Annotated in this window: 14 protein-coding genes; 9 read left to right on the plus strand and 5 right to left on the minus strand. The window is 74.7% G+C overall.

Annotated elements, in window-relative coordinates; all coding sequences use genetic code 11:
- Positions 1 to 25 precede the first annotated feature (25 nt).
- Positions 26 to 1600 carry a pectate lyase family protein gene (locus RND61_RS30270; protein ID WP_315881357.1) on the minus strand — a complete coding sequence of 525 codons (1575 nt, stop codon included), beginning with the start codon at positions 1598 to 1600 and terminating at the stop codon, positions 26 to 28.
- A 1703-nt stretch (positions 1601 to 3303) separates the two neighbouring features.
- On the opposite strand from RND61_RS30270, the gene RND61_RS30275 reads away from it, so the two are divergent.
- Entirely contained in the window at positions 3304 to 3981 is a 678-nt protein-coding gene (locus RND61_RS30275; RefSeq protein WP_315881358.1) for a DUF4230 domain-containing protein, read from the plus strand.
- A 124-nt stretch (positions 3982 to 4105) separates the two neighbouring features.
- The gene (locus RND61_RS30280; RefSeq protein ID WP_315881359.1) at positions 4106 to 4528 is read left to right on the plus strand and encodes a PPOX class F420-dependent oxidoreductase; all 423 of its coding nucleotides are present in this window, start codon (positions 4106 to 4108) and stop codon (positions 4526 to 4528) included.
- An 84-nt stretch (positions 4529 to 4612) separates the two neighbouring features.
- On the opposite strand, the gene RND61_RS30285 is transcribed toward RND61_RS30280, so the two are convergent.
- The 3 genes from RND61_RS30285 to RND61_RS30295 all read right to left on the minus strand — a co-directional run bounded on the left by RND61_RS30285 (position 4613) and on the right by RND61_RS30295 (position 6828).
- The gene (locus RND61_RS30285) at positions 4613 to 5293 is read right to left on the minus strand and encodes an adenosylcobinamide amidohydrolase (RefSeq protein ID WP_315881360.1); all 681 of its coding nucleotides are present in this window, start codon (positions 5291 to 5293) and stop codon (positions 4613 to 4615) included.
- 120 nt (positions 5294 to 5413) lie between these two features.
- Entirely contained in the window at positions 5414 to 5629 is a 216-nt protein-coding gene (locus RND61_RS30290; protein ID WP_315881361.1) for a ferredoxin, read from the minus strand.
- Between the two features lie 5 nt (positions 5630 to 5634).
- Positions 5635 to 6828, minus strand: coding sequence for a cytochrome P450 (locus RND61_RS30295; protein ID WP_315881362.1), 1194 nt, complete (start codon positions 6826 to 6828; stop codon positions 5635 to 5637).
- A 170-nt stretch (positions 6829 to 6998) separates the two neighbouring features.
- Between RND61_RS30295 and RND61_RS30300 the strand changes: the two genes are divergently transcribed.
- From RND61_RS30300 to RND61_RS30320, 5 genes are all read left to right on the plus strand, one after another.
- On the plus strand, positions 6999 to 7637 hold the full coding sequence (locus RND61_RS30300) for a TetR/AcrR family transcriptional regulator (RefSeq protein ID WP_315881363.1): 639 nt from the start codon (positions 6999 to 7001) through the stop codon (positions 7635 to 7637).
- Positions 7638 to 7790: 153 nt separating this feature from the next.
- Entirely contained in the window at positions 7791 to 8225 is a 435-nt protein-coding gene (locus tag RND61_RS30305) for a helix-turn-helix transcriptional regulator (protein WP_315881364.1), read from the plus strand.
- 325 nt (positions 8226 to 8550) lie between these two features.
- The gene (locus RND61_RS30310) at positions 8551 to 9465 is read left to right on the plus strand and encodes a hypothetical protein (RefSeq protein ID WP_315881365.1); all 915 of its coding nucleotides are present in this window, start codon (positions 8551 to 8553) and stop codon (positions 9463 to 9465) included.
- Positions 9466 to 9898: 433 nt separating this feature from the next.
- Positions 9899 to 13459 (plus strand): polymorphic toxin type 17 domain-containing protein, encoded by a 3561-nt coding sequence (locus RND61_RS30315; protein WP_315881366.1) that lies wholly within the window; start codon positions 9899 to 9901, stop codon positions 13457 to 13459.
- Positions 13459 to 13914, plus strand: coding sequence for a hypothetical protein (locus RND61_RS30320; RefSeq protein ID WP_315881367.1), 456 nt, complete (start codon positions 13459 to 13461; stop codon positions 13912 to 13914). Before RND61_RS30315 ends, RND61_RS30320 begins: the two co-directional genes overlap by 1 nt.
- A gap of 153 nt (positions 13915 to 14067) precedes the next feature.
- On the opposite strand, the gene RND61_RS30325 is transcribed toward RND61_RS30320, so the two are convergent.
- The gene (locus RND61_RS30325; RefSeq protein WP_315881368.1) at positions 14068 to 15081 is read right to left on the minus strand and encodes a zinc-binding dehydrogenase; all 1014 of its coding nucleotides are present in this window, start codon (positions 15079 to 15081) and stop codon (positions 14068 to 14070) included.
- Positions 15082 to 15259: 178 nt separating this feature from the next.
- On the opposite strand from RND61_RS30325, the gene RND61_RS30330 reads away from it, so the two are divergent.
- Complete coding sequence (locus RND61_RS30330) at positions 15260 to 15814, plus strand: TetR-like C-terminal domain-containing protein (protein WP_315881369.1); 555 nt, start codon at positions 15260 to 15262, stop codon at positions 15812 to 15814.
- Between the two features lie 279 nt (positions 15815 to 16093).
- Positions 16094 to 17059: an ADP-ribosylglycohydrolase family protein gene (locus RND61_RS30335; RefSeq protein ID WP_391654472.1), complete on the plus strand. Its 966-nt coding sequence runs from the start codon at positions 16094 to 16096 to the stop codon at positions 17057 to 17059.
- Positions 17060 to 17191 lie beyond the last annotated feature (132 nt).

Consider the following 17191-nt stretch of genomic DNA (forward strand, 5'->3'; position numbering starts at 1 on the left):
CCCGCCGGGCGGCGGGACCGCGCCGCTAGCTAGCGTAGGTCTCGTACTCGGCGACCTTCGGCGTGCCGGTCGAGCCGGTGATCTCGAAGGTGATCTTGCTCAGCGTGGTCCGGGGGAAGGTGATGACGCCCGCTCCGGTGCCGGAGGTCAGGACGGCGCCGGTGTCGGCGTTGACGACCCTCCACGTCTTGATGCTGCCCGCGGAGCCCGACGCCTCCCGGATGTTGATCTTGGACACCGCGGTGGGGGAGCCCCACTTGATCGAGACGGAACCGGTCGAACCGGCCGGCGACCAGTAGGTGTTCACGTCACCGTCCCGCACGTTGCCGTAGCTCGTCCCGTCGGCCTTGCTGGAGCCGTCGGCGCCGGCCCCGATGCTGAGGTTGGTTCCGCTGGGCTGGGTGGGGGTGGGGGAGGGGTCGGTCGGCGTCGGCGCGGGGGTGGTGGGCGTCGACGTGGGGCCGGTCGGGGTCGGGGTCGGCGACGGGGACTGCGGCGAGCAGCTGCCGTCCGACACCCGCAGGCCCTTGTTGGCGCCCGCCGTCTGGTTCACGACGCTCGGCACGCAGTTGGCCGCGTCGAGGCTGTAGGAGTAGGGGATGCTGACGGTGGTGTTGGACTGCGGGTTGGGGCCGGCCGGCTTGTTGTCGGTCCCGGGGGCGGACCAGGTCACGTTGTCGAAGATGTTGCCGCTGACCTGCCAGTAGCCGGCCGCGTCGGTGTAGAAGGTGCCCAGGACGTCCTTGGAGTCCTTGAAGTAGTTGTTGTCCACCTTGGCGCGCGCCCCGGCCCGGGAGTTGATGCCGGACTCGTTGAGGCTCACGTAGTGGTTGTTGTAGATGTGGGCCGTGCCGCCGCGCAGCAGGGGCGCGCGGGAGTCGATGTTCTCGTACAGGTTGTGGTGGTACGTGATGAAGCCGTTGGAGAGGTCGCTCTCGCTGGACCCGACGAGGCCGCCGCGGCCGGAGTTGCGCAGGATGCTGTAGGACAGGGTCACGTACTGGGTGTTGTCCTTCATGTCGAAGAGGCCGTCGTACCCCTCCGACTCCCCGCCCGACGCCTCCAGGGTGACGTGGTCGACCCAGACGTTGCGGACGTTGCTCTCCATGCCGATGGCGTCACCGCCGTTGGACGTGGGCGAGCCCGACTTCTTGACGTTCCGGACGGTCACGTTCTGGATGATGATGTTCTTGGCGTCGCGGATGTGGATGCCCACCTGGTCGAAGACGGCTCCGCTGCCGACCCCGACGATGGTGACGTTGCTGATCTGCTTGAGCTCGATCACACCGGCGGCGGTGCTGCAGCTGCTGCCCGACACCTTGGCGGTGTTGCCGTGGTTGATGGTCCCCTCGACCTGGATGGTGATCGGGGTGCTGCTGCTGGCCCGGCTGCACAGGGCCGCGTGGATCGCGGTTCCCGTGGTGGCCCGCACGGTCTGCCCGCCCGCGCCGCCGGTGGTCCCGCCGTTCTGGGTGGCGTAGCCGGTGGCGCCGCCGGTCGCCGCCGACGCCTGGGGCATCGTCAGGAACACGCTGGCCGCGCCCGCAAGGGCCATCGTGGCCAGCCCCGCGGAGAGTCGCAGTGCGACTGGTCGCTTCATCCTCGCCTCATTCTTCTTCGTCTTCGCACGTGGGATGCCCCTGGTATATGCCATAGGCATGTCAATGGATCGCCGAGGCCGCCGGCCTGCCGCTGGGCAGGCCGCTGGTCGGCCCGGAAAGGTGGAGTGCTGTTGTCGCGGATCGGGTCGGCACTTCCGCCGTGCCCCGGATCCTCGGGGTCGTCGGCGCGGGCCGCGGGGCCACCGTGGCCGTGTGCTTCCGCCCGCTCTACTGACCGCGCTCCCCGATGGCGTCGGCGGTGGCGTCGGCGGTGTCGCCGCCACCCGTGCGACGGCCACTGGAGCCGGTGGCGTGCCAGGTCGCCCGTGGGGGGAAATCGTTGTCGTGGAAACCGTGGGGGACAGAGTGTTGCGTCTTCGTCGTGGCGTGCACCCTTCGTTCCGTGGCGCGTCGGCTTCCTGGGCGAAGCCCCGCGCCGGATCGGTGGCGGTTCGTGCGCGAAATCGCGGCGGGCACCGCGACGGACGCCTCCACCGGAACGATTCTTACGCGTCGGGAAAGCGCTTTCCGTCCGCGAGAATAGGGCGGCATCCGTGGGACTACAAGGCTCTGGACAGTTGCGGAATGTACTCTTCCAAGTCATGCGCACGTCACCGTCCGTGAGGGGCGCCGGAGGCCGTGGCCGCGGCGGGGCCCGGCGGGCGAGAGGGCGACGGCGGTGCGGCCACGGGCCCCGCGGCGGCCGGCCCGGACCGGTGGTACCGCCAAGCGCCTGATCGACTACGGACGGGCCCATGGACGGCCGTACCGGACGCCCGGTCACCTGCCGGACCCCACCGCGGGCCCCGTCCCGCGTGAGGCGTCGCCGCAGAGCCGACGCCCCGTCACGGGGCCACCCGCGGCGCCGTACGGGCGGGTCCCGACGAGCGGCGGCCCGCCGCTTCCGCCACCGAGGACGGTCCGGCGCGGGGCCCGAGTCCGACCGGGGCGCCGAAGAGTGCGGAACCCCCTCCGGAGGCGGCCGGGCGCGCCGCCGCTGCCCGGCACGTCGGGTACCCGGCGCCACCGGCACCTTCGCGATGCCGCCCCGGGAGCGGGGCCGCGACGTCGAGCAGCCGCGCCGAGGCCCCCACGGGCAGCGGATGACCGGGGTGGGGGAGCGGTGCGAGGCGGGTGACGGGCAGGCGCCGGAACACCCGCGGCACTTGGCGGTACGGCGGCACCCGGTCGCGGACCCGGACCACGGACGTGGACGTGGTCCGGGCCCGCAACTCGTCGAGGAGCACCCGCCGGCCGAAGGGCCCGGTGGCGAAACGCCGGGCGCGCAGGGCCGCGGCGAGGACGTCCGCCCGGAACGTCCGGCGAGGAGGCGGCCATGACCGGGGAGCGCCACCGGGCCGGCGGCGGGCACCACGGCCGGTGCCGGGCACGACGGCCGGTCGGTGCCGGCCAGGGGCGGCCACGTGGCGAGGGGTTCCCGGGCCGGGAAGGCCCTCGGGAGCGACCCCACCGCCCGCAACGCGCCGTCCACCCTCCCGCTCCCCGCCGCCTTCGCCCCGTCCGGTACCGCATCGGCGTCCGGTCCGCCACGCTCCGCGACGGCAGCTTCCACGAACCCCGCTTGACGTGCGGGCGCCCCCCGGTGCCCGGCACCGGGGCGGTACGGCCGCCGTGTGAGAAGGGGACGGGCGACGGTGGCGCGGGCGCGAGTATTCCCGGCCGCCACGGGCATCCGCTACCCGTGGAGACCTCCGACGAAAAGCCCCCGCGCGCGCCGGCCGCGCGCCGCGGAACCCCGTGGTGGTTCACCGTCCCCGCCGCCCTGTTGGTACTGGCGGTCCTGTTCACCGCCGCGGGGCGGTTCGGCGTCGTGCCCGGGTGGGACGACCTCTTCGGCGAGGACACCCGGGACCACTCCGGGCCCGCGCTGCTCCAGTCGATCCAGGACCTCAGCCGCTACGAGGGCGCCGCGGGCTCCTACCAGATCGTGGTGGACCTGGAGAAGGACGCCCGGTTCCTGCCGGACGCCCTCCGCGGCACCCGCACGCTGTACGTGGCGGCCGGTACCGTCGGCGCGTACGTGGACCTGGGGAAGACCGGACCCGAGGACGTCACCGTGAACGAGGAGCGGACGTCCGCCGTGATCCGGCTGCCGCGCGCCGTGCTGGGCCCGCCGGCCCTGGACCCCCAGCGGTCCTACGCGGTGTCCAAGCAGCGCGGCCTGCTGGACCGGCTCGGCGACCTCTTCTCCGACAACCCGAACGACGAGCGCGCGGTGCAGCGGCTGGCGGCACAGCGCATCGGGGAGGCCGCGGGGCAGAGCGGGCTCACCGAACGGGCCGAGCGGAACACCACCGCGATGCTGAAGGGGCTGCTGGGTTCCCTCGGGTTCGAACGGGTGACGGTGACGTACGGCTGAGCCGCCGTCAGCGCGACCGGCGCGGCGCCGGAGACGTCGCGCCCGCTGTCCGCCGCTCCCCGGGCGTAGGCTGCGAAACGGCCCGGCGGGACGGCCGGGCCGGGCCGAACGAGGAGGAACAGCCATGTCCAAGCCCCCGCTGCCCGAAGACGCCGTGGCCATGCTGCGCAAGCCGAATCCGGCCGTGCTGTCGACGCTGCGCTCCGACGGCCAGCCGGTCTCGACGGCGACCTGGTACCTGTGGGAGGACGACGGCCGGGTACTGGTCAACATGGACGGGGGTCGCAAGCGGCTGGACCACATCCGCAGGGACCCCCGGGTGACGCTCACCGTGCTGGACGAGGAGTCCTGGTACACCCATGTGAGCCTGATCGGCCGGGTGGCGGAGCTGCGCGAGGACGAGGGGCTGGCGGACATCGACCGGCTGGCCCGGCAGTACCTCGGCACGCAGTACCCGCAGCGGGACCGCGGCCGGGTCAGCGCGTGGATCGAAGTGGAGCGCTGGCACGGTTGGGGTTCGCTGAAGGACAACCGCCAGCCGGGCTGACCGGGTGGGCAGGCCGGCCGGACCGACCGGGGCGGACCGACCGGGTGGGCAGGCCGGCCGCGGGCGACGCGGCGGTCGGTGGGCTCAGGGGGCGGGCGCCGCGCCGCGCACGGCCGCGTGGACGGCCCGGGCCAGCCGGGCGCCCCACAGGGAACGAGGCCCGGCGAAGGCGTGGACCTCTTCACCGGGACGGGCGGTGCGCGCGGCGACGCACACCGCGTCGGTGGGCGTGCCGGAGCAGTCGTAGCCGGCGTCGAGCAGGGCCTGCACCTTGGCTTCGGTGGCCGTGGCCACGGCGTTGACCAGCGCGGCGTCGGTCAGGGCCACCGGGAGCGCGACGACGATGTTGACCGTGCCCGGCCCGGCCGGGACGGCCGCGCCCGGAGCCGGGGAAGCGGCCCACCCCCGCACCCCGAGCCCCGCGGTGGCGACGGCGCCGACGCCGCCGTCGCACGCGCGGGCGTGCCCCGAGACGTCGGCGGCCGTCATCAGCCCGACCCCCGGCCCGCGCGCGCCGGCGTCGCGGGCGAGCCGGGCCAGGTGGCGGTCCGGGTCGGTGCGCCGGTAGCCGTGGGACACCTGGGCGTTGAGGACCCAGGCGCGCTCCCCGATGCCTCCCCCCAGGACGGTGCTGCTGATCATCCGCCAGCCGGGGCCCGCCCGCCACAGCAGGGCGTGCAGCCTCTCGCCGTCCTCGACGCGGGTCGTCTGCCGTACGAGCAGCGGACCGGAGGCGCCGCGGGGCGGTGGGACGGGGGCGGACACGGGGCGCTCCTTGCCGGGAGGGGAACCGGCTGATCGTACGTGAAGCCCCGTGCGCGCCTCCTGGGCGGCCGGGCCGCGCCGGTGCCGCGCCGGGTCCGGGCGTGGACGGGCCGCCGGGTGTCAGGGGCGGGGCCCGACCGTCTTCGGGCCGTCGCGGACGACGATGGCCAGCGCCGGGCAGGAGTCCGCCGCGTCCAGGGCCCGTTCGTCCTCGGAGATCTCCGTACGGACCGGCTCGGCGTACGCCCCCTCCAGCCGGAACAGGTCGGGCGCGAGGGCCGCGCACATGCCCGATCCCATGCACAGGTCGGGGTCGACCTCGACCGTCCAGGTCATCGGCGTCACCACCCCACCGGCATCTCGCGCGGCCCGCGGACCAGCATCTGGTTCTTCCACACGACACCGCCCGCGAGGCGCAGGCCCGGGAAGCGGGTCAGCAGCGCCAACAGCGCCTCCTGCAGCTCGACGCGGGCCAGGGGAGCGCCCAGGCAGTGGTGGACGCCGTGACCGAACCCGAGGTGCTGCACCCCCGTGCGGGTGATGTCGAGCCGGCCGGGCGCGGTGAACTTCAGCGCGTCGCGGTTCGCCGCCCCGACGGCGACGAGGACCGGCTCCCCGGCGCGTACGAGGGTGCCGCCCACCTCGACGTCCTCCGTGGCGTACCGGGGGAAGGCGGCCCCGCTGCCGAGGGGCACGAACCGCATCAGCTCCTCCACCGCGCCCGCGACGAGCTCCGGCCGCTCCCTGAGCAGGGCCAACTGGTCCGGGTGTTCCAACAGCGCGTACACGAAGTTGGGGATCTGGCTCGCCGTCGTCTCGTGCCCGGCGACGAGGAGGCCCACGCAGAGGTCGACCAACTCCCGTTCGGTGAGCCGGTCGCCCGTGTCACGGGCGTCGATCAGCGCGGTCATCAGGTCGGGACGGGGGTTCTCCCGGTGGTCCTCGACCAGGCCGGCCATGTAGGCGCGCAGCTCCTCGCGGTTGCGGAAGAACTCCTCGGCCGTCAGCGAGCTCGTCGACAGGGCCGCGTCGCTCCACACGCGGAACCTCGGCCGGTCCTCCTCCGGGACACCCAGCATCCGGCAGATCACGGCGACGGGGAGGGGCAGGGCGTACTGCTCGACGAGGTCGACGGGCGGCCCCGCGGCCTCCATCTCGTCGAGGAAGCCGTGCGCCAGCTCGCGCACCTGCGGGCGGAGCTTCTCGACCCGGTGCATGGTGAAGGCCTTCGCCACCAGGGTGCGCAGGCGGGTGTGCTCCGGCGGGTCCATGCCCAGGATGCCCGCGTCCTGCTGCGCCTCGGACTGCCGGGGCTCGTCGTGCCGGAGCGCCTCGGCGCGGCTGAAGCGCCGGTCGCCGAGGACGAGGCGGGCGTCGGCGTACCGGGTGGCCAGCCAGGCGGTCTCGCCGTAGGCCATGCGGACGCGTGACAGGCCCGGCCGCTCCAGCGCCTCGGCGTACGCGGGGGCGAGGTCCAGCCCCTCGGATTCGTTGAACGGGTAGGTCAGCGGTGTCTGCTCGTGCGCGGTCGTCACGGGGAAACCTCCCTGGTGTAAGCAGCTGCTTACCAACCTAGAGTTGGCCCCGGTGGCGGTCAACGGCGCCTCGGCGCCCCCGCCCCGGGGAGCGGAACGGCGGGAGAAGGGGCGGCTGGGTGGAGGCCGAGGGAACGGAAACCGGGGCCGCGCGCCCCGGAAGGGGGGCCGTGCGCCCCGGAGGTGGCGCGGCGGGCCGGCGCCGGGCGGACGGAGGACCGACGCGGGAGCGGCTGCTCGCCGCCGCGTCCGAGCTGTTCGCCGAACGCGGGTACGAGCGGGCGACCGTCCGGGACATCGCGGCCCGCGCGGGCGTCAACCAGGCCCTCCTCTTCCGCCACTTCGGCTCGAAGCGCGCCCTGTTCGGGGAGGCGGTGGCGCGCGGCGGCCTCGAACAGCTGCGCGCCACCCCTCCCGACCGGCTCGTGGAGACGGTGTTGACGGGCATGCTGACACCCCCGCCGGGCCGGGACGGCGGCGCGACCGGGGCCGCCAGGTCCCTGGAGACGCTCCTGCGGTCCGTCGGCGCGCAGGACGAGGTGACGGCCGCCGTCGCCTCCCTGGGCACCGACTACGCCCGCGTCCTCGCCACGTTGAGCGACGCCGACGACCGGGCGCTCCGCGCCGACCTCGCCCTGTCGTGGCTGCTGGGCATCGGACTGATGCGTGTCGTCCTCCAGAAGCGTCCCCTGGCCGACGCGGACCCCGAGGAGATAACCCGCCTCGTCACCGGCGCCCTGGCCCACCTCCTGGACGGCCCCGCCCCGCCACCGTCGTCCGCCCCTCACCCGGCCGACTCCGCGCCCTGACCCGCCCCGCGGCGCCCGCCGCGGCCCGCGGCCCACGAAGACCCGGCCGGGCACCCGCCCCGCGCACACCGCGACCGGCGGCCCGCGGCGTGCCGGGGGCCCGGGGGCCCGACGGCGCGGGCGGGACACCACCGCCGTGCGATGCTGGTGCGCATGACCTTGGAAGACCTGGTACGGCTGCGCCGGGCCCGCGACGTGATGGACCGCGACTACGCGCGGCCACTGGACGTCCCGGCGCTGGCGAAGGTTGCCCTCATGTCGCCCGGGCACTTCTCCCGCAGCTTCCGCGCCGCCTTCGGGGAGACCCCCTACAGCTACCTGATGACCCGCCGTGTCGAGCGGGCGAAGGCGCTGCTGCGGCGGGGCGACATGAGCGTCACCGAGGTGTGCTTCGCGGTCGGGTGCACCTCGCTGGGGTCGTTCAGCTCGCGTTTCACCGAGCTGGTCGGCGAGACCCCGAGCGCCTACCGGGCCCGCGGCCACGAGGCCGACGCCGCCCTCCCGGCGTGCATCGCCAAGATCCTCACACGCCCGCGCAGGGACGGCCGGTCGGTCGGACCCGGGGAAGCGGGCACCGCCGTCCCGTAGCGCCGGGGGCGCGGGCACCACGCTCGTCCGGTGCCCCGTCGCGGTCGGCGACCACGGCGGGGCTCTCGCTCTCCCGCGACGCCCTCGGCGTGCAGGTACGCGACGACGCCGCTTTCGCGGGGACGCGCCGGGTGACCGCGGGCCCACCCGCGCGACCGGGCGGGGAGGCGTCCTCGAACCGCCGCTCGCCGCCGCTCGCCGTCCCCGGTGCCCCGCCGTCCGACCGGGCAGGTCGTCGGTGACCGTCCTGGCGGTCACCGGCGGTTCTCGCGCGGTCTTCGCCGCACCGGGAACCGCGACCGGCCGACCTGACGTGATCATGAGAATGACGCGGACGGAAGGAACGGGGCGCGCGGTCGCCCATCTGGCGGTTGTCTGGCTGGTCGGTTGTGCCCTGACCGGCCTGCAGACGCGGGCGGTGCTCGTCGCCCTCTTCGTCGGCGGAAGGGCTCCCCTCGGCGCCCTCGCCGTCACGGTCCCCTTGTCGGTGGCCGCGCTCGCCGGTCTCGGGACGACCGCCCGCCCGATCGTGCCGCTCACCCGCAGGGCACGCGGCCTGTGGACATGGGCGGCGAGCCTCCACACGTTCGGCACAGCCGGCGCGTTCGGAGTTATCGTGGCGGACGTCACGACCGGTGGTCTGGACAGCGGTCTGCTGCTCTACCCGGTCGGAGGGACCTGCTACGCGCTCGCCGCCGCGTTCTTCCTCCCCGGCACCCGGGTCAAGCTGGGCGCTCTCGGGGTGGCGGTCGCCCTCGCCGCCGGCGGGGCGTACGCCGTTCGGGACGCCGCGCAGCCCCCCACCCTGGACGAATGGATCGCCGCCAACCGTGTGGACCGCACCCTGCTGCGGGTCGGTGACCCACCGCCGGGCTACACCCTGCGGGTCCTGGGCGCGAGCGAGGACGGCTTCGGTGCCGACTACGAACGGCCCCGCTCCGCAAGGCTGCACCTCGGCGTGGAACACAGGGGACACGACACCCGGCGCGCCGACGCGCGGGGCTGCCCCGTTCCCTTCGGGGAGGCCGTCCGCTGCGCGGACGACGGCGGAGGCCGCCAGTTGCTGACGTACGAGGGCGGCCGTCAGGAGCTGAGGCTGCGCCGCGACGACCTGGTGTACACCGTGACCCTGGAGGGCTCCCGCACCGATCTGTCCGCGGCCCGGCACGTCCTGTCGACGCTCAGGCCGGCGACCGACGTCGAACTCGCCGACCTGTTGGAGCTCCCGGTGCGAAGGTGAGGACGCGCAGCCGGGCACGGGGTGGACGGGCGCGGGCGGAGCCCGCGGGGCACAGCCCCCGGTGTACGAGGACGACGGCGAACAGCGGGCCGCGGTGGGTGGCGAACACCCAGGTAGCGGTCCCGACGGCTCCGGCGGCCACGCCCCCCGTGCGGCTCCGACGGCTCCGGCGGCCACGCCCCCCGTGCGGTCCCGGCGGTGGCGCCGTGAAGGCGTCCGCCCGGCCCGGCGGAACCGGCGGCAACCCCCACGCCCGGCAAGCCGGCTGACCCCCCGCCACCACCCGGCCCTCCTCGAACCCCCGCATCACCACCCGTCACAATGGTTGATCGTCAAGATCCACGGGGACCCGCTGGTCACCTTCCGGCCAGCGGACCCTCCGAACCGCCGACCGCCGACAGGTCCACCGGTTCGGTGCACTGAAGAGAAGGACATGGAGAGAACGAGACAGCCGCGCAAGCGGCTCCGCCACCCGATACTCACCGCCGCGGTCGCGTTCGGCACGGCCCTGACCCTGCTCGGCACGACGGCCGTCGACGCGCAGGCGGTCGAGGACACCGGTACCGCCACGACCGCCCTCAGCGCCCGCGCCCAGGTCGTGCAGGACTGGCGCTCAGGGGGCTCTGCCACGAAGCGCGCGGCCGCACAGGCACTCGTCGGTACGGACGCCGACATCCAGGAGTTCCTCAGCACCGCGCGTGACCTCGCCTCCCAGGAGGACGACCGGTTGACCGCACTGCGGCTGTTGAACTCCAGCGGCCCCGGTGTGCGGCAGGCCGCCCAGCAGGCACTGAGCGGAACCCCGGAAGACCTGCGCGCGTTCCTCCAGTCCGGCCTGGGAGCCCCCTTGGGGGACGACCTGCGCGTCGAGGTGCTGAGAGTCATCAACGAGGGCGGCACCGCCGTGCGCAGAGCCGGCCAGGCCGCTCTGAACGCGGGTACCGAAGAGGCCCTGGGCACCTTCCTCAGCACCGGTCGACACGTCGCCCGCGAGGAGGACGACCGCGTCGAGACCTTCAAGATCATGTCCACGGGCGGGCCGCGCGTGCAGCAGGCCGCCCAGGAAGCCCTCAACGGCACCGCTGACGACGTCCGTGAGTTCCTGGCGAACGGCCAGTACGCGGCTCGGGCCCGGGACCAGGAGATCATGACGGTCTCCCAGCTCGCGGCCCAGGCGGCCAAGGCCACCAAGCAGGCCCAGATCGAGACCACGCTGGCCAAGGCCGCCTCCAGCAAGGCCAAGGCCGCCGCCGCCGAGGCCAAGGAGGCCGCCGAGCGGGCGGCCGCGGAGACCGCCGCGGCCCAGAGCGACGCCAAGAAGGCCAGCCGCGCGGCGGGCCGCGCCGCCGACGCCGCGCTCGGCGCCGCCGACGCCGCACGCACCGCCGTCAGCGCCGCCAACGCGGCCACGGCCGCGGCCCGTACCGCCGCCAACGCCGCTGCGTCCGCCGCGTCCGCCGCGGCCGCCGCCGGACAGGCCGCGTCCCGCGCCTACCAGTCGGCGAGCGCCGCCGTGAAGGACGCCGGTCAGGCAGCGGCGGCCCGTCAGGCGGCCGTCGACGCCCGCAACGCGGCGGCCGGAGCCCGTACGGCCGCCAACGCCGTGCTCAACGCCATCACCGCCATCACCGAAGCGGTCGAATCGGCACGCGCCGCGGCCAGCGCGGGCGTCAACGCGGCGGCCGCCGCGTCGGCCGCCGCGGAGGCCGGCGCGCACTCGGCCACCGCCGGGGCCGAAGCGGCCCGGGCCCGCGCCGCCGCCGCCGAGGCACAGCAGGCCGCCGCCGTCGCCAACAGCGCCGCCAGCAGGGCGGAGACGCTCGCCAACCGGGCCGCCGCAGCCGCCCAGGAAGCCCACAAGGCCGCGACCAGCGCCGCCAACCACGCCGAAGCGGCCGCCAAGGCCGCCGACGACGCCGCGGCGGCGGCCGGACAGGCCGCGGACTGGGCCAACAAGGCCACCGCGCACGCCAAGGCCGCCCTCGCCGCGTCGAAGGCGGCCACGACGGCCGCCCTCCAGGCGTACTCCACCGAGCAGATCGCCCGCCAGGCCGAGGCGGCCGAACTCGAGGCGGACAAGCAGCGCTCGATGCAGATCGCCGCGGAGCTGAAGGAGAAGTACGACCGGGAACGGGCCGCGCTCGCCTGGGACGAGGCGGAGGCCGCCCGCCGCGCCGCGGAGACCACCACGCTCCTCAACGAGGCCGCCGCGCCCGGCACCGACCCGGCCACCGCCGTCGCCAAGGCGCGCAAGGCCGCGCTGAACCTGGCGGAGGACGGCGGCCCGTGGACCTCGAAGGCCGCCGAGGAAGCCCTCGCCGGATCCGACGAGGACGTCACGCAGTGGTTGGAGGAAGGACGGCGGACCGCCGAGGAACAGGACGACCGGGCCCGGGTGCTCCACCTGGCGCAGACCGGCGGAACCGAGATGAAGGCCGCCGCCGAGGCCGCCCTGGCCGGTGACCACGCCGACGTCAAGGCGTTCCTCGACCGGGGCCAGCACGAGGTCCTCGCCGACGAGTACCGCGTCCAGACCCTCAAGCTCATGGATGCCGGCGGCACCGCGGTGAAGCGGGACGGCAGCGCGGCGATCGACGCCGGTACGACGGACGCCCTGCGCGCCTTCATCAAGACCGGCCAGCACAAGGCCCGCGAGGAGGACGACCGCGCGGAGACCCTGCGCATCATGAACGTCGGAGGCGCCCACACCAAGGCCGCCGCCGAGACGGCGCTCGCCGGGCCCCCCACCCTCCTGCGGGCCTTCGTCCAGGTGGCCCAGTACAAGGCCGCCAAGAAGGACCACGACACGGCGATGCACGTCGCCGAGGTCCGCCGCATCGTCGCCAACGCCGCGAAGTCGGCCTACGAGGCCGACAAGCTGGCCGCGGAGGCCGCCAAGGCGGCGGCCGACGCCCGCGGCGCCGCAGCGGAGGCCGCGGGCTACGCCAAGCAGGCCGAGGACTCCGCGGCCAAGGCGAAGGAGTACGCCTCCGAGGCGGCGGCCTCCGCAGAGCGGGCCGACGCCTCCGCCCGGAAGGCGGCCGAGTCCGCCGAGACGGCCAGGGCCGCGGCCAACACGGCGAACCAGGCGGCCAACGCCGCCAGCGCCTCGGCACGCCAGGCCGCCGCATCGGCCGTCAGCGCCGCCGAGTCGGCCGACTACGCCTACGCGCAGGCCGACATCGCCGCCGCCGCCGCGATCGCGGCCGGCAAGGACGCCGCCGAAGCCGCCACCGCGGGCTTCCAGGCCGTCATCGCCGCGATCGTCAAGATCGCCGAGGAGATGGAGGAGCACGCCGACACCGAGGTCGGCTCGGGCGAGCAGGACTACCCCGGGACGGGAGAGGACCTGGAGGGCGAGGGCGGCCTGTCCGGCGCGGACAAGGCGCAGCTGGTGCTCGACGTCGCGGGCATCTTCGACCCGTCCCCGGCCAGCGACGGCGCCTCCGGACTGATGAGCCTCTTCCAGGGCGACTTCACCGGGGCCGGCCTCTCGCTCGCCGCGCTCATCCCGTACGCGGGCGACGCCCTGGCCAAGCCGGCGAAGTTCGCGAAGTACCTGGAGAAGTTCGAGAACCTCGCCAAGCACGCCACCGACCTGAAGTGGGCGGAGAACGCCGGCAAGAGCATGCGCCACCTGTCCCCCAACCAGTGGCACGACGCGCTCACCCTGATGAACAAGCTGGCGGGCGACGCCGGCAAGGCGTACAAGAACAAGAAGTTCCTGCAGACGGCGAAGAAGCACGGCCTCCCCACGGACGGCCCGGTTCCCTTCGTCCCCCGCAAGGACTGGAACCCCGGCAGCCCCCAGGTACGCGGTGGAGGCTTCCCGGACAAGTACGGCAACATCTGGACCCGGGCCAAGGACGGCAAGGACGAGTGGGACGTCCAGATCCCGAAGGGCAAGAACTTCGAGAAGTTCGCCGGCAGCAAGAACCAGGGCAAGGACTACTCCCACGCCAACATCTCGAAGGAAGGCCACGTGACCCACTGATGCTGTTCGAACCGACCGACGTAGTCGTCCGGGTCGCGCTCAACACCCCGGACGCGGACAGCGCCGAGGCCGCCATGGCCGTGTGGCTGCCCCTGGTCACCGAGCTGGCTCCGCTCGCGGTGGAGTTCGAGGCCGCCGACCCGGCCGGTCTGCGCCGCGGGTTCCTCGCGGAGCTCCTGCTGGTGCTGCCCCCCGCGGAGGCGGCCGGACCCGAGCAGGTCCTGCGCGCCACGACCGCCCCGCTCATCCGGCGGCTGGGCATGGACCCCGGGGCCTTCGAGGTCGAGGAGGGACTGCCCACCACCCTGGGCGACGTGCACGTGCCCTGGGAGGTCTGGGAGCGCCGCGCCACGGCCTTCGGCGCGTACGCGCTGTACGCCAGGATCGGCGCCGACCCCTTCGACGTCGACTACGTCGACGACGAGGACGACGAGGACGACGACGAGGACCTGTAGGCGGGACGGGCGGCCCTGCCGCCCGTCCTGACGCCGCGCCCCCGCCACCGGTCGGTGGCGGGGGCGCGCTGTCGTGAAGGGCCCGTACACCCACTTCCCGCAGTCGCCGTACGGCTCGGCCCGGCGGAGGCGGGGGAGGGCCCGCGGCCGGTGTCAGGGGCGCAGGATCAGCCGGATCGGGTTGCCCACCTTCTTCTCCAGCCGCTCCACCGCCTCGGCGGCCTGGGACAGGGGCAGGACGTCGCTGATGGACCGGGCGAAGTCCAGCCGCCCACCGTTGACCAACCGCAGGAGCTGCGGCAGCGCCACCGGCATGTCGGAGCCGTAGTGGCCGAGGATCTGCTGCTGGAAGTAGCTGAAGCGGGTGCCGTCCGTGACGGTGAGCGGCCGGTTCGTCAGCCCGACCAGCACCAGCCGGCCCTTGGGCGCCAGGACGCTGAGCGCCTGTTCGCGCACCGCCGGCACGCCCGCGAAGTCGAAGGCGGCGGCGAGCCCCACCCCACCGGTGGCGGCGGCCACGGTCTCCCGCAGGGCGGGGTCGGCGGAGTCGAGCGCGAGGTCGGCACCGATGGCCAGCGCCCGCTCCCGGGCGACCTCGCTGGGGTCCACCGCGATGATCGGACACGCCCCGACGGCGCGCAAGAGCTGCACGGCGTGCACGCCGAGGCCCCCGACGCCCCACACCCCCACGGCCTCGGACGGGCGGACGGCACCGGTCACGGTGATCGCGCCCCAGGGCGTCGACACGGCGTCCGGGATGATCGACCCCTGGTCGAAGGGGATGGTGTCGGGCAGCGGGGTCAGCGCGTCCGCGGACGACAGGGCATACTCGGCCCAGCCGCCGTCGTAGTCGACGCCGCGGGTGTACGTGACGCCGTCGCGCACCTCGCCCGCGTACAGCACGACGCGCTGTCCCGGCGTCCACGCGGTGACCCCGTCGCCGGTCTCGGCGATGGTGCCGGACACCTCGTGGCCGAGGGTGACGGTCTCGCCGTCCAGGAGGCGCGGGGTGAGGGTGCCGTCGATCAGGTGGACGTCGGAGAGGCAGACACCGGCCGCCTCCACCTTCACCAGCACCTGTCCGGGCCCCGGTTGCGGGCGCGGCACCTCCTCCAGGCGCAGGGTGCGGCTGGGGACGTGCAGGCGGGCGGCGAGCATCTGCTCCATGACGTGACTCCCTGGATGTGGTGGCGGAGCCCGCGCGACTGTCGCAGGTCGCCTCGGGCCGACCGTACTGCTCGGCGGACTCGTAACGCAAGGCGACTTGCTTTAGGCTGTACGGATGACGCCGCCCCCATCGACCCCGCGACCGGCCCCACAGCCCCTCCGGCGGCGCGGGGAGCGCATGCGGCAGGCGGTGCTGGCCGCGACCGTCGACCTCCTCGCCGCCGAAGGGCTGGCCGGAGCCACCGTCGCGGCGGTCGCCCGGGCCGCCGGCGTGCACGAGACGTCCGTCTACCGCCGCTGGAAGACCCGCGAGAACCTGATCCACGAGGCGCTCACCAGCCGCCTCGACGCCACGCTGCCGATCCCGGACACGGGAGACGTGCGGGAGGACCTGTCCCGGTTCTTCGGCGCGCTCGCCGACCTGCTGTCCGGGCCGTACGGCCCTGCCCTGCTGCGGCTGAGCGTCGAGCGGGACGACACCCTCGACGACCGCCGCCGCCCGTACTGGACCGAGCGCCTCTCCCGCGCGGCCGTCATGGTCCGGCGGGGCGTCGACCGCGGCGAACTGGCCGCGGCCACCGACCCGGACCTGGTGATCGAGGCCGTCAGCGGCCCCCTCTTCGCCCGCGTCCTGCTGAGCGACACCCCCGTGGACATGCCGGTCGTCCACCGCCTGATCGCTCTGGCGCTCGACGGCGCCCGACCCCGGCCGGAGGACCCCGGCACCAGGTGACGCGGTATCCGCCCGCGCCGTCGAGTCCCCGCCCGCTCCGCGGTGCCACCGGCCCGCCGGAGCCCCGGACCCGGAGGGCCGTCCGCGCCCTGCCCGGGAGGCCGTCGGCGGTCTTCTCGACCGTGCCCGGGCACACCGTACGGACGCGCGGGTCACGGGGGCGGCATCCGGTACGGGCCGCGCGGTCCCGCCGTGAGCCCGGAGGCGTTGCTCCCCGGGCCGGCAGCCCTTCCCGGAGGGGGCGGTCCGCCGCGGACGCGGCGTGGATAGCCTGCGTGGATGAAGCGGATACAGCGGATGCAGCGGGTCGCCGGCGCGGTCGTCGGCTCGGCGGTGGGTGACGCCCTGGGCGGCCCCTTCGAGTTCGGCCCCGAGGGGGCTTTCTCCGCGCGGTTCCCCGCGCCCGGCACCGGTGGCGAGATGGGCGGGGGCGGGGGCTGGGACCCGGGCGAAGCCACCGACGACACGCAGATGGCCGTCCTGGTCGCGGAGTCCCTGCTGGAGCGGGGCGGACTGGACCTGCCGGACGTCTTCGCCCGCTTCCAGCGGTGGGCGGCGTCCGACCCCAAGGACATCGGCTTGCAGACCGAGGCGGTCCTGACCAACGGCATGCCCTGGGACCTCGCCGCCGCGGTCCACTTCCAGACCACCCGGCGAGCCGCGGGAAACGGCTCCTTGATGCGGGCGGCAACCTCCGCGGTCCACTTTGCCTCCGCCGGCCGGGAGGCCACCATGGACGCGGCCCGCCGCATCGCCGCCCTCACCCACGGCGACCGCGCGGCCTGGGAGGGCACCGCGGTCTTCCACGAACTCATCCGCGTCACGCTCGAGGACGCCGACCCCCTCGACGCGCTCCCGGACATCCTGGCCCTCGTCCACCCCGACCACCGGGAGTGCTACGCCACGGTCCTCGCGCCCGACTGGCACCCCGAGCGGGCCACCGAACCCAACGGTGCCGTCTGGCCCTGCCTGGGCTCCGCCGTCTGGGCCCTGCGCACCACCACCGGCTTCGAGGACGCGTTGCGCGCGGCGATCGACCTCGGCGGCGACACGGACACCGTCGCCGCGGTGACCGGAGGGCTGGCGGGGGCGTACTACGGGCTGGACGCGATCCCCGCCCGTTGGACCCGGCCGCTCCACGTCCCCCTCCCGGGGTTCGGCGGACGGGTGCTCCGCCTGCCGGACCTGCTCCACCTCGCACACCGCCTCGCAGACCGAACCGGTCCGGACGCCTCGGCCCCCTGACGAGCGGGGCCGGCGCCTCGCGACCGTGGCACACGACCGTAAAAGAACGATCGTTTTTGACTGATCGTTCTTTTACGGCGTACGGTCACGTCATGGGACGACCGCGCGCCTTCGACACCGAACAGGCCGTCG

The sequence above is a fragment of the Streptomyces tamarix genome (assembly GCF_032423885.1).
GTDB lineage: Bacteria > Actinomycetota > Actinomycetes > Streptomycetales > Streptomycetaceae > Streptomyces > Streptomyces tamarix.

What these genes read in the sequence shown, in the direction of transcription:
- RND61_RS30315 (WP_315881366.1), top strand. Translation starts at nt 9,899, where the DNA reads ATGGAGAGAACGAGACAGCCGCGCAAGCGGCTCCGCCACCCGATACTC.
- RND61_RS30325 (WP_315881368.1), bottom strand. Translation starts at nt 15,081, where the DNA reads ATGGAGCAGATGCTCGCCGCCCGCCTGCACGTCCCCAGCCGCACCCTG.
- RND61_RS30305 (WP_315881364.1), top strand. Translation starts at nt 7,791, where the DNA reads ATGACCTTGGAAGACCTGGTACGGCTGCGCCGGGCCCGCGACGTGATG.
- RND61_RS30270 (WP_315881357.1), bottom strand. Translation starts at nt 1,600, where the DNA reads ATGAAGCGACCAGTCGCACTGCGACTCTCCGCGGGGCTGGCCACGATG.
- RND61_RS30290 (WP_315881361.1), bottom strand. Translation starts at nt 5,629, where the DNA reads ATGACCTGGACGGTCGAGGTCGACCCCGACCTGTGCATGGGATCGGGC.
- RND61_RS30335 (WP_391654472.1), top strand. Translation starts at nt 16,094, where the DNA reads ATGAAGCGGATACAGCGGATGCAGCGGGTCGCCGGCGCGGTCGTCGGC.
- RND61_RS30330 (WP_315881369.1), top strand. Translation starts at nt 15,260, where the DNA reads ATGCGGCAGGCGGTGCTGGCCGCGACCGTCGACCTCCTCGCCGCCGAA.
- RND61_RS30320 (WP_315881367.1), top strand. Translation starts at nt 13,459, where the DNA reads ATGCTGTTCGAACCGACCGACGTAGTCGTCCGGGTCGCGCTCAACACC.
- RND61_RS30310 (WP_315881365.1), top strand. Translation starts at nt 8,551, where the DNA reads ATGACGCGGACGGAAGGAACGGGGCGCGCGGTCGCCCATCTGGCGGTT.
- RND61_RS30280 (WP_315881359.1), top strand. Translation starts at nt 4,106, where the DNA reads ATGTCCAAGCCCCCGCTGCCCGAAGACGCCGTGGCCATGCTGCGCAAG.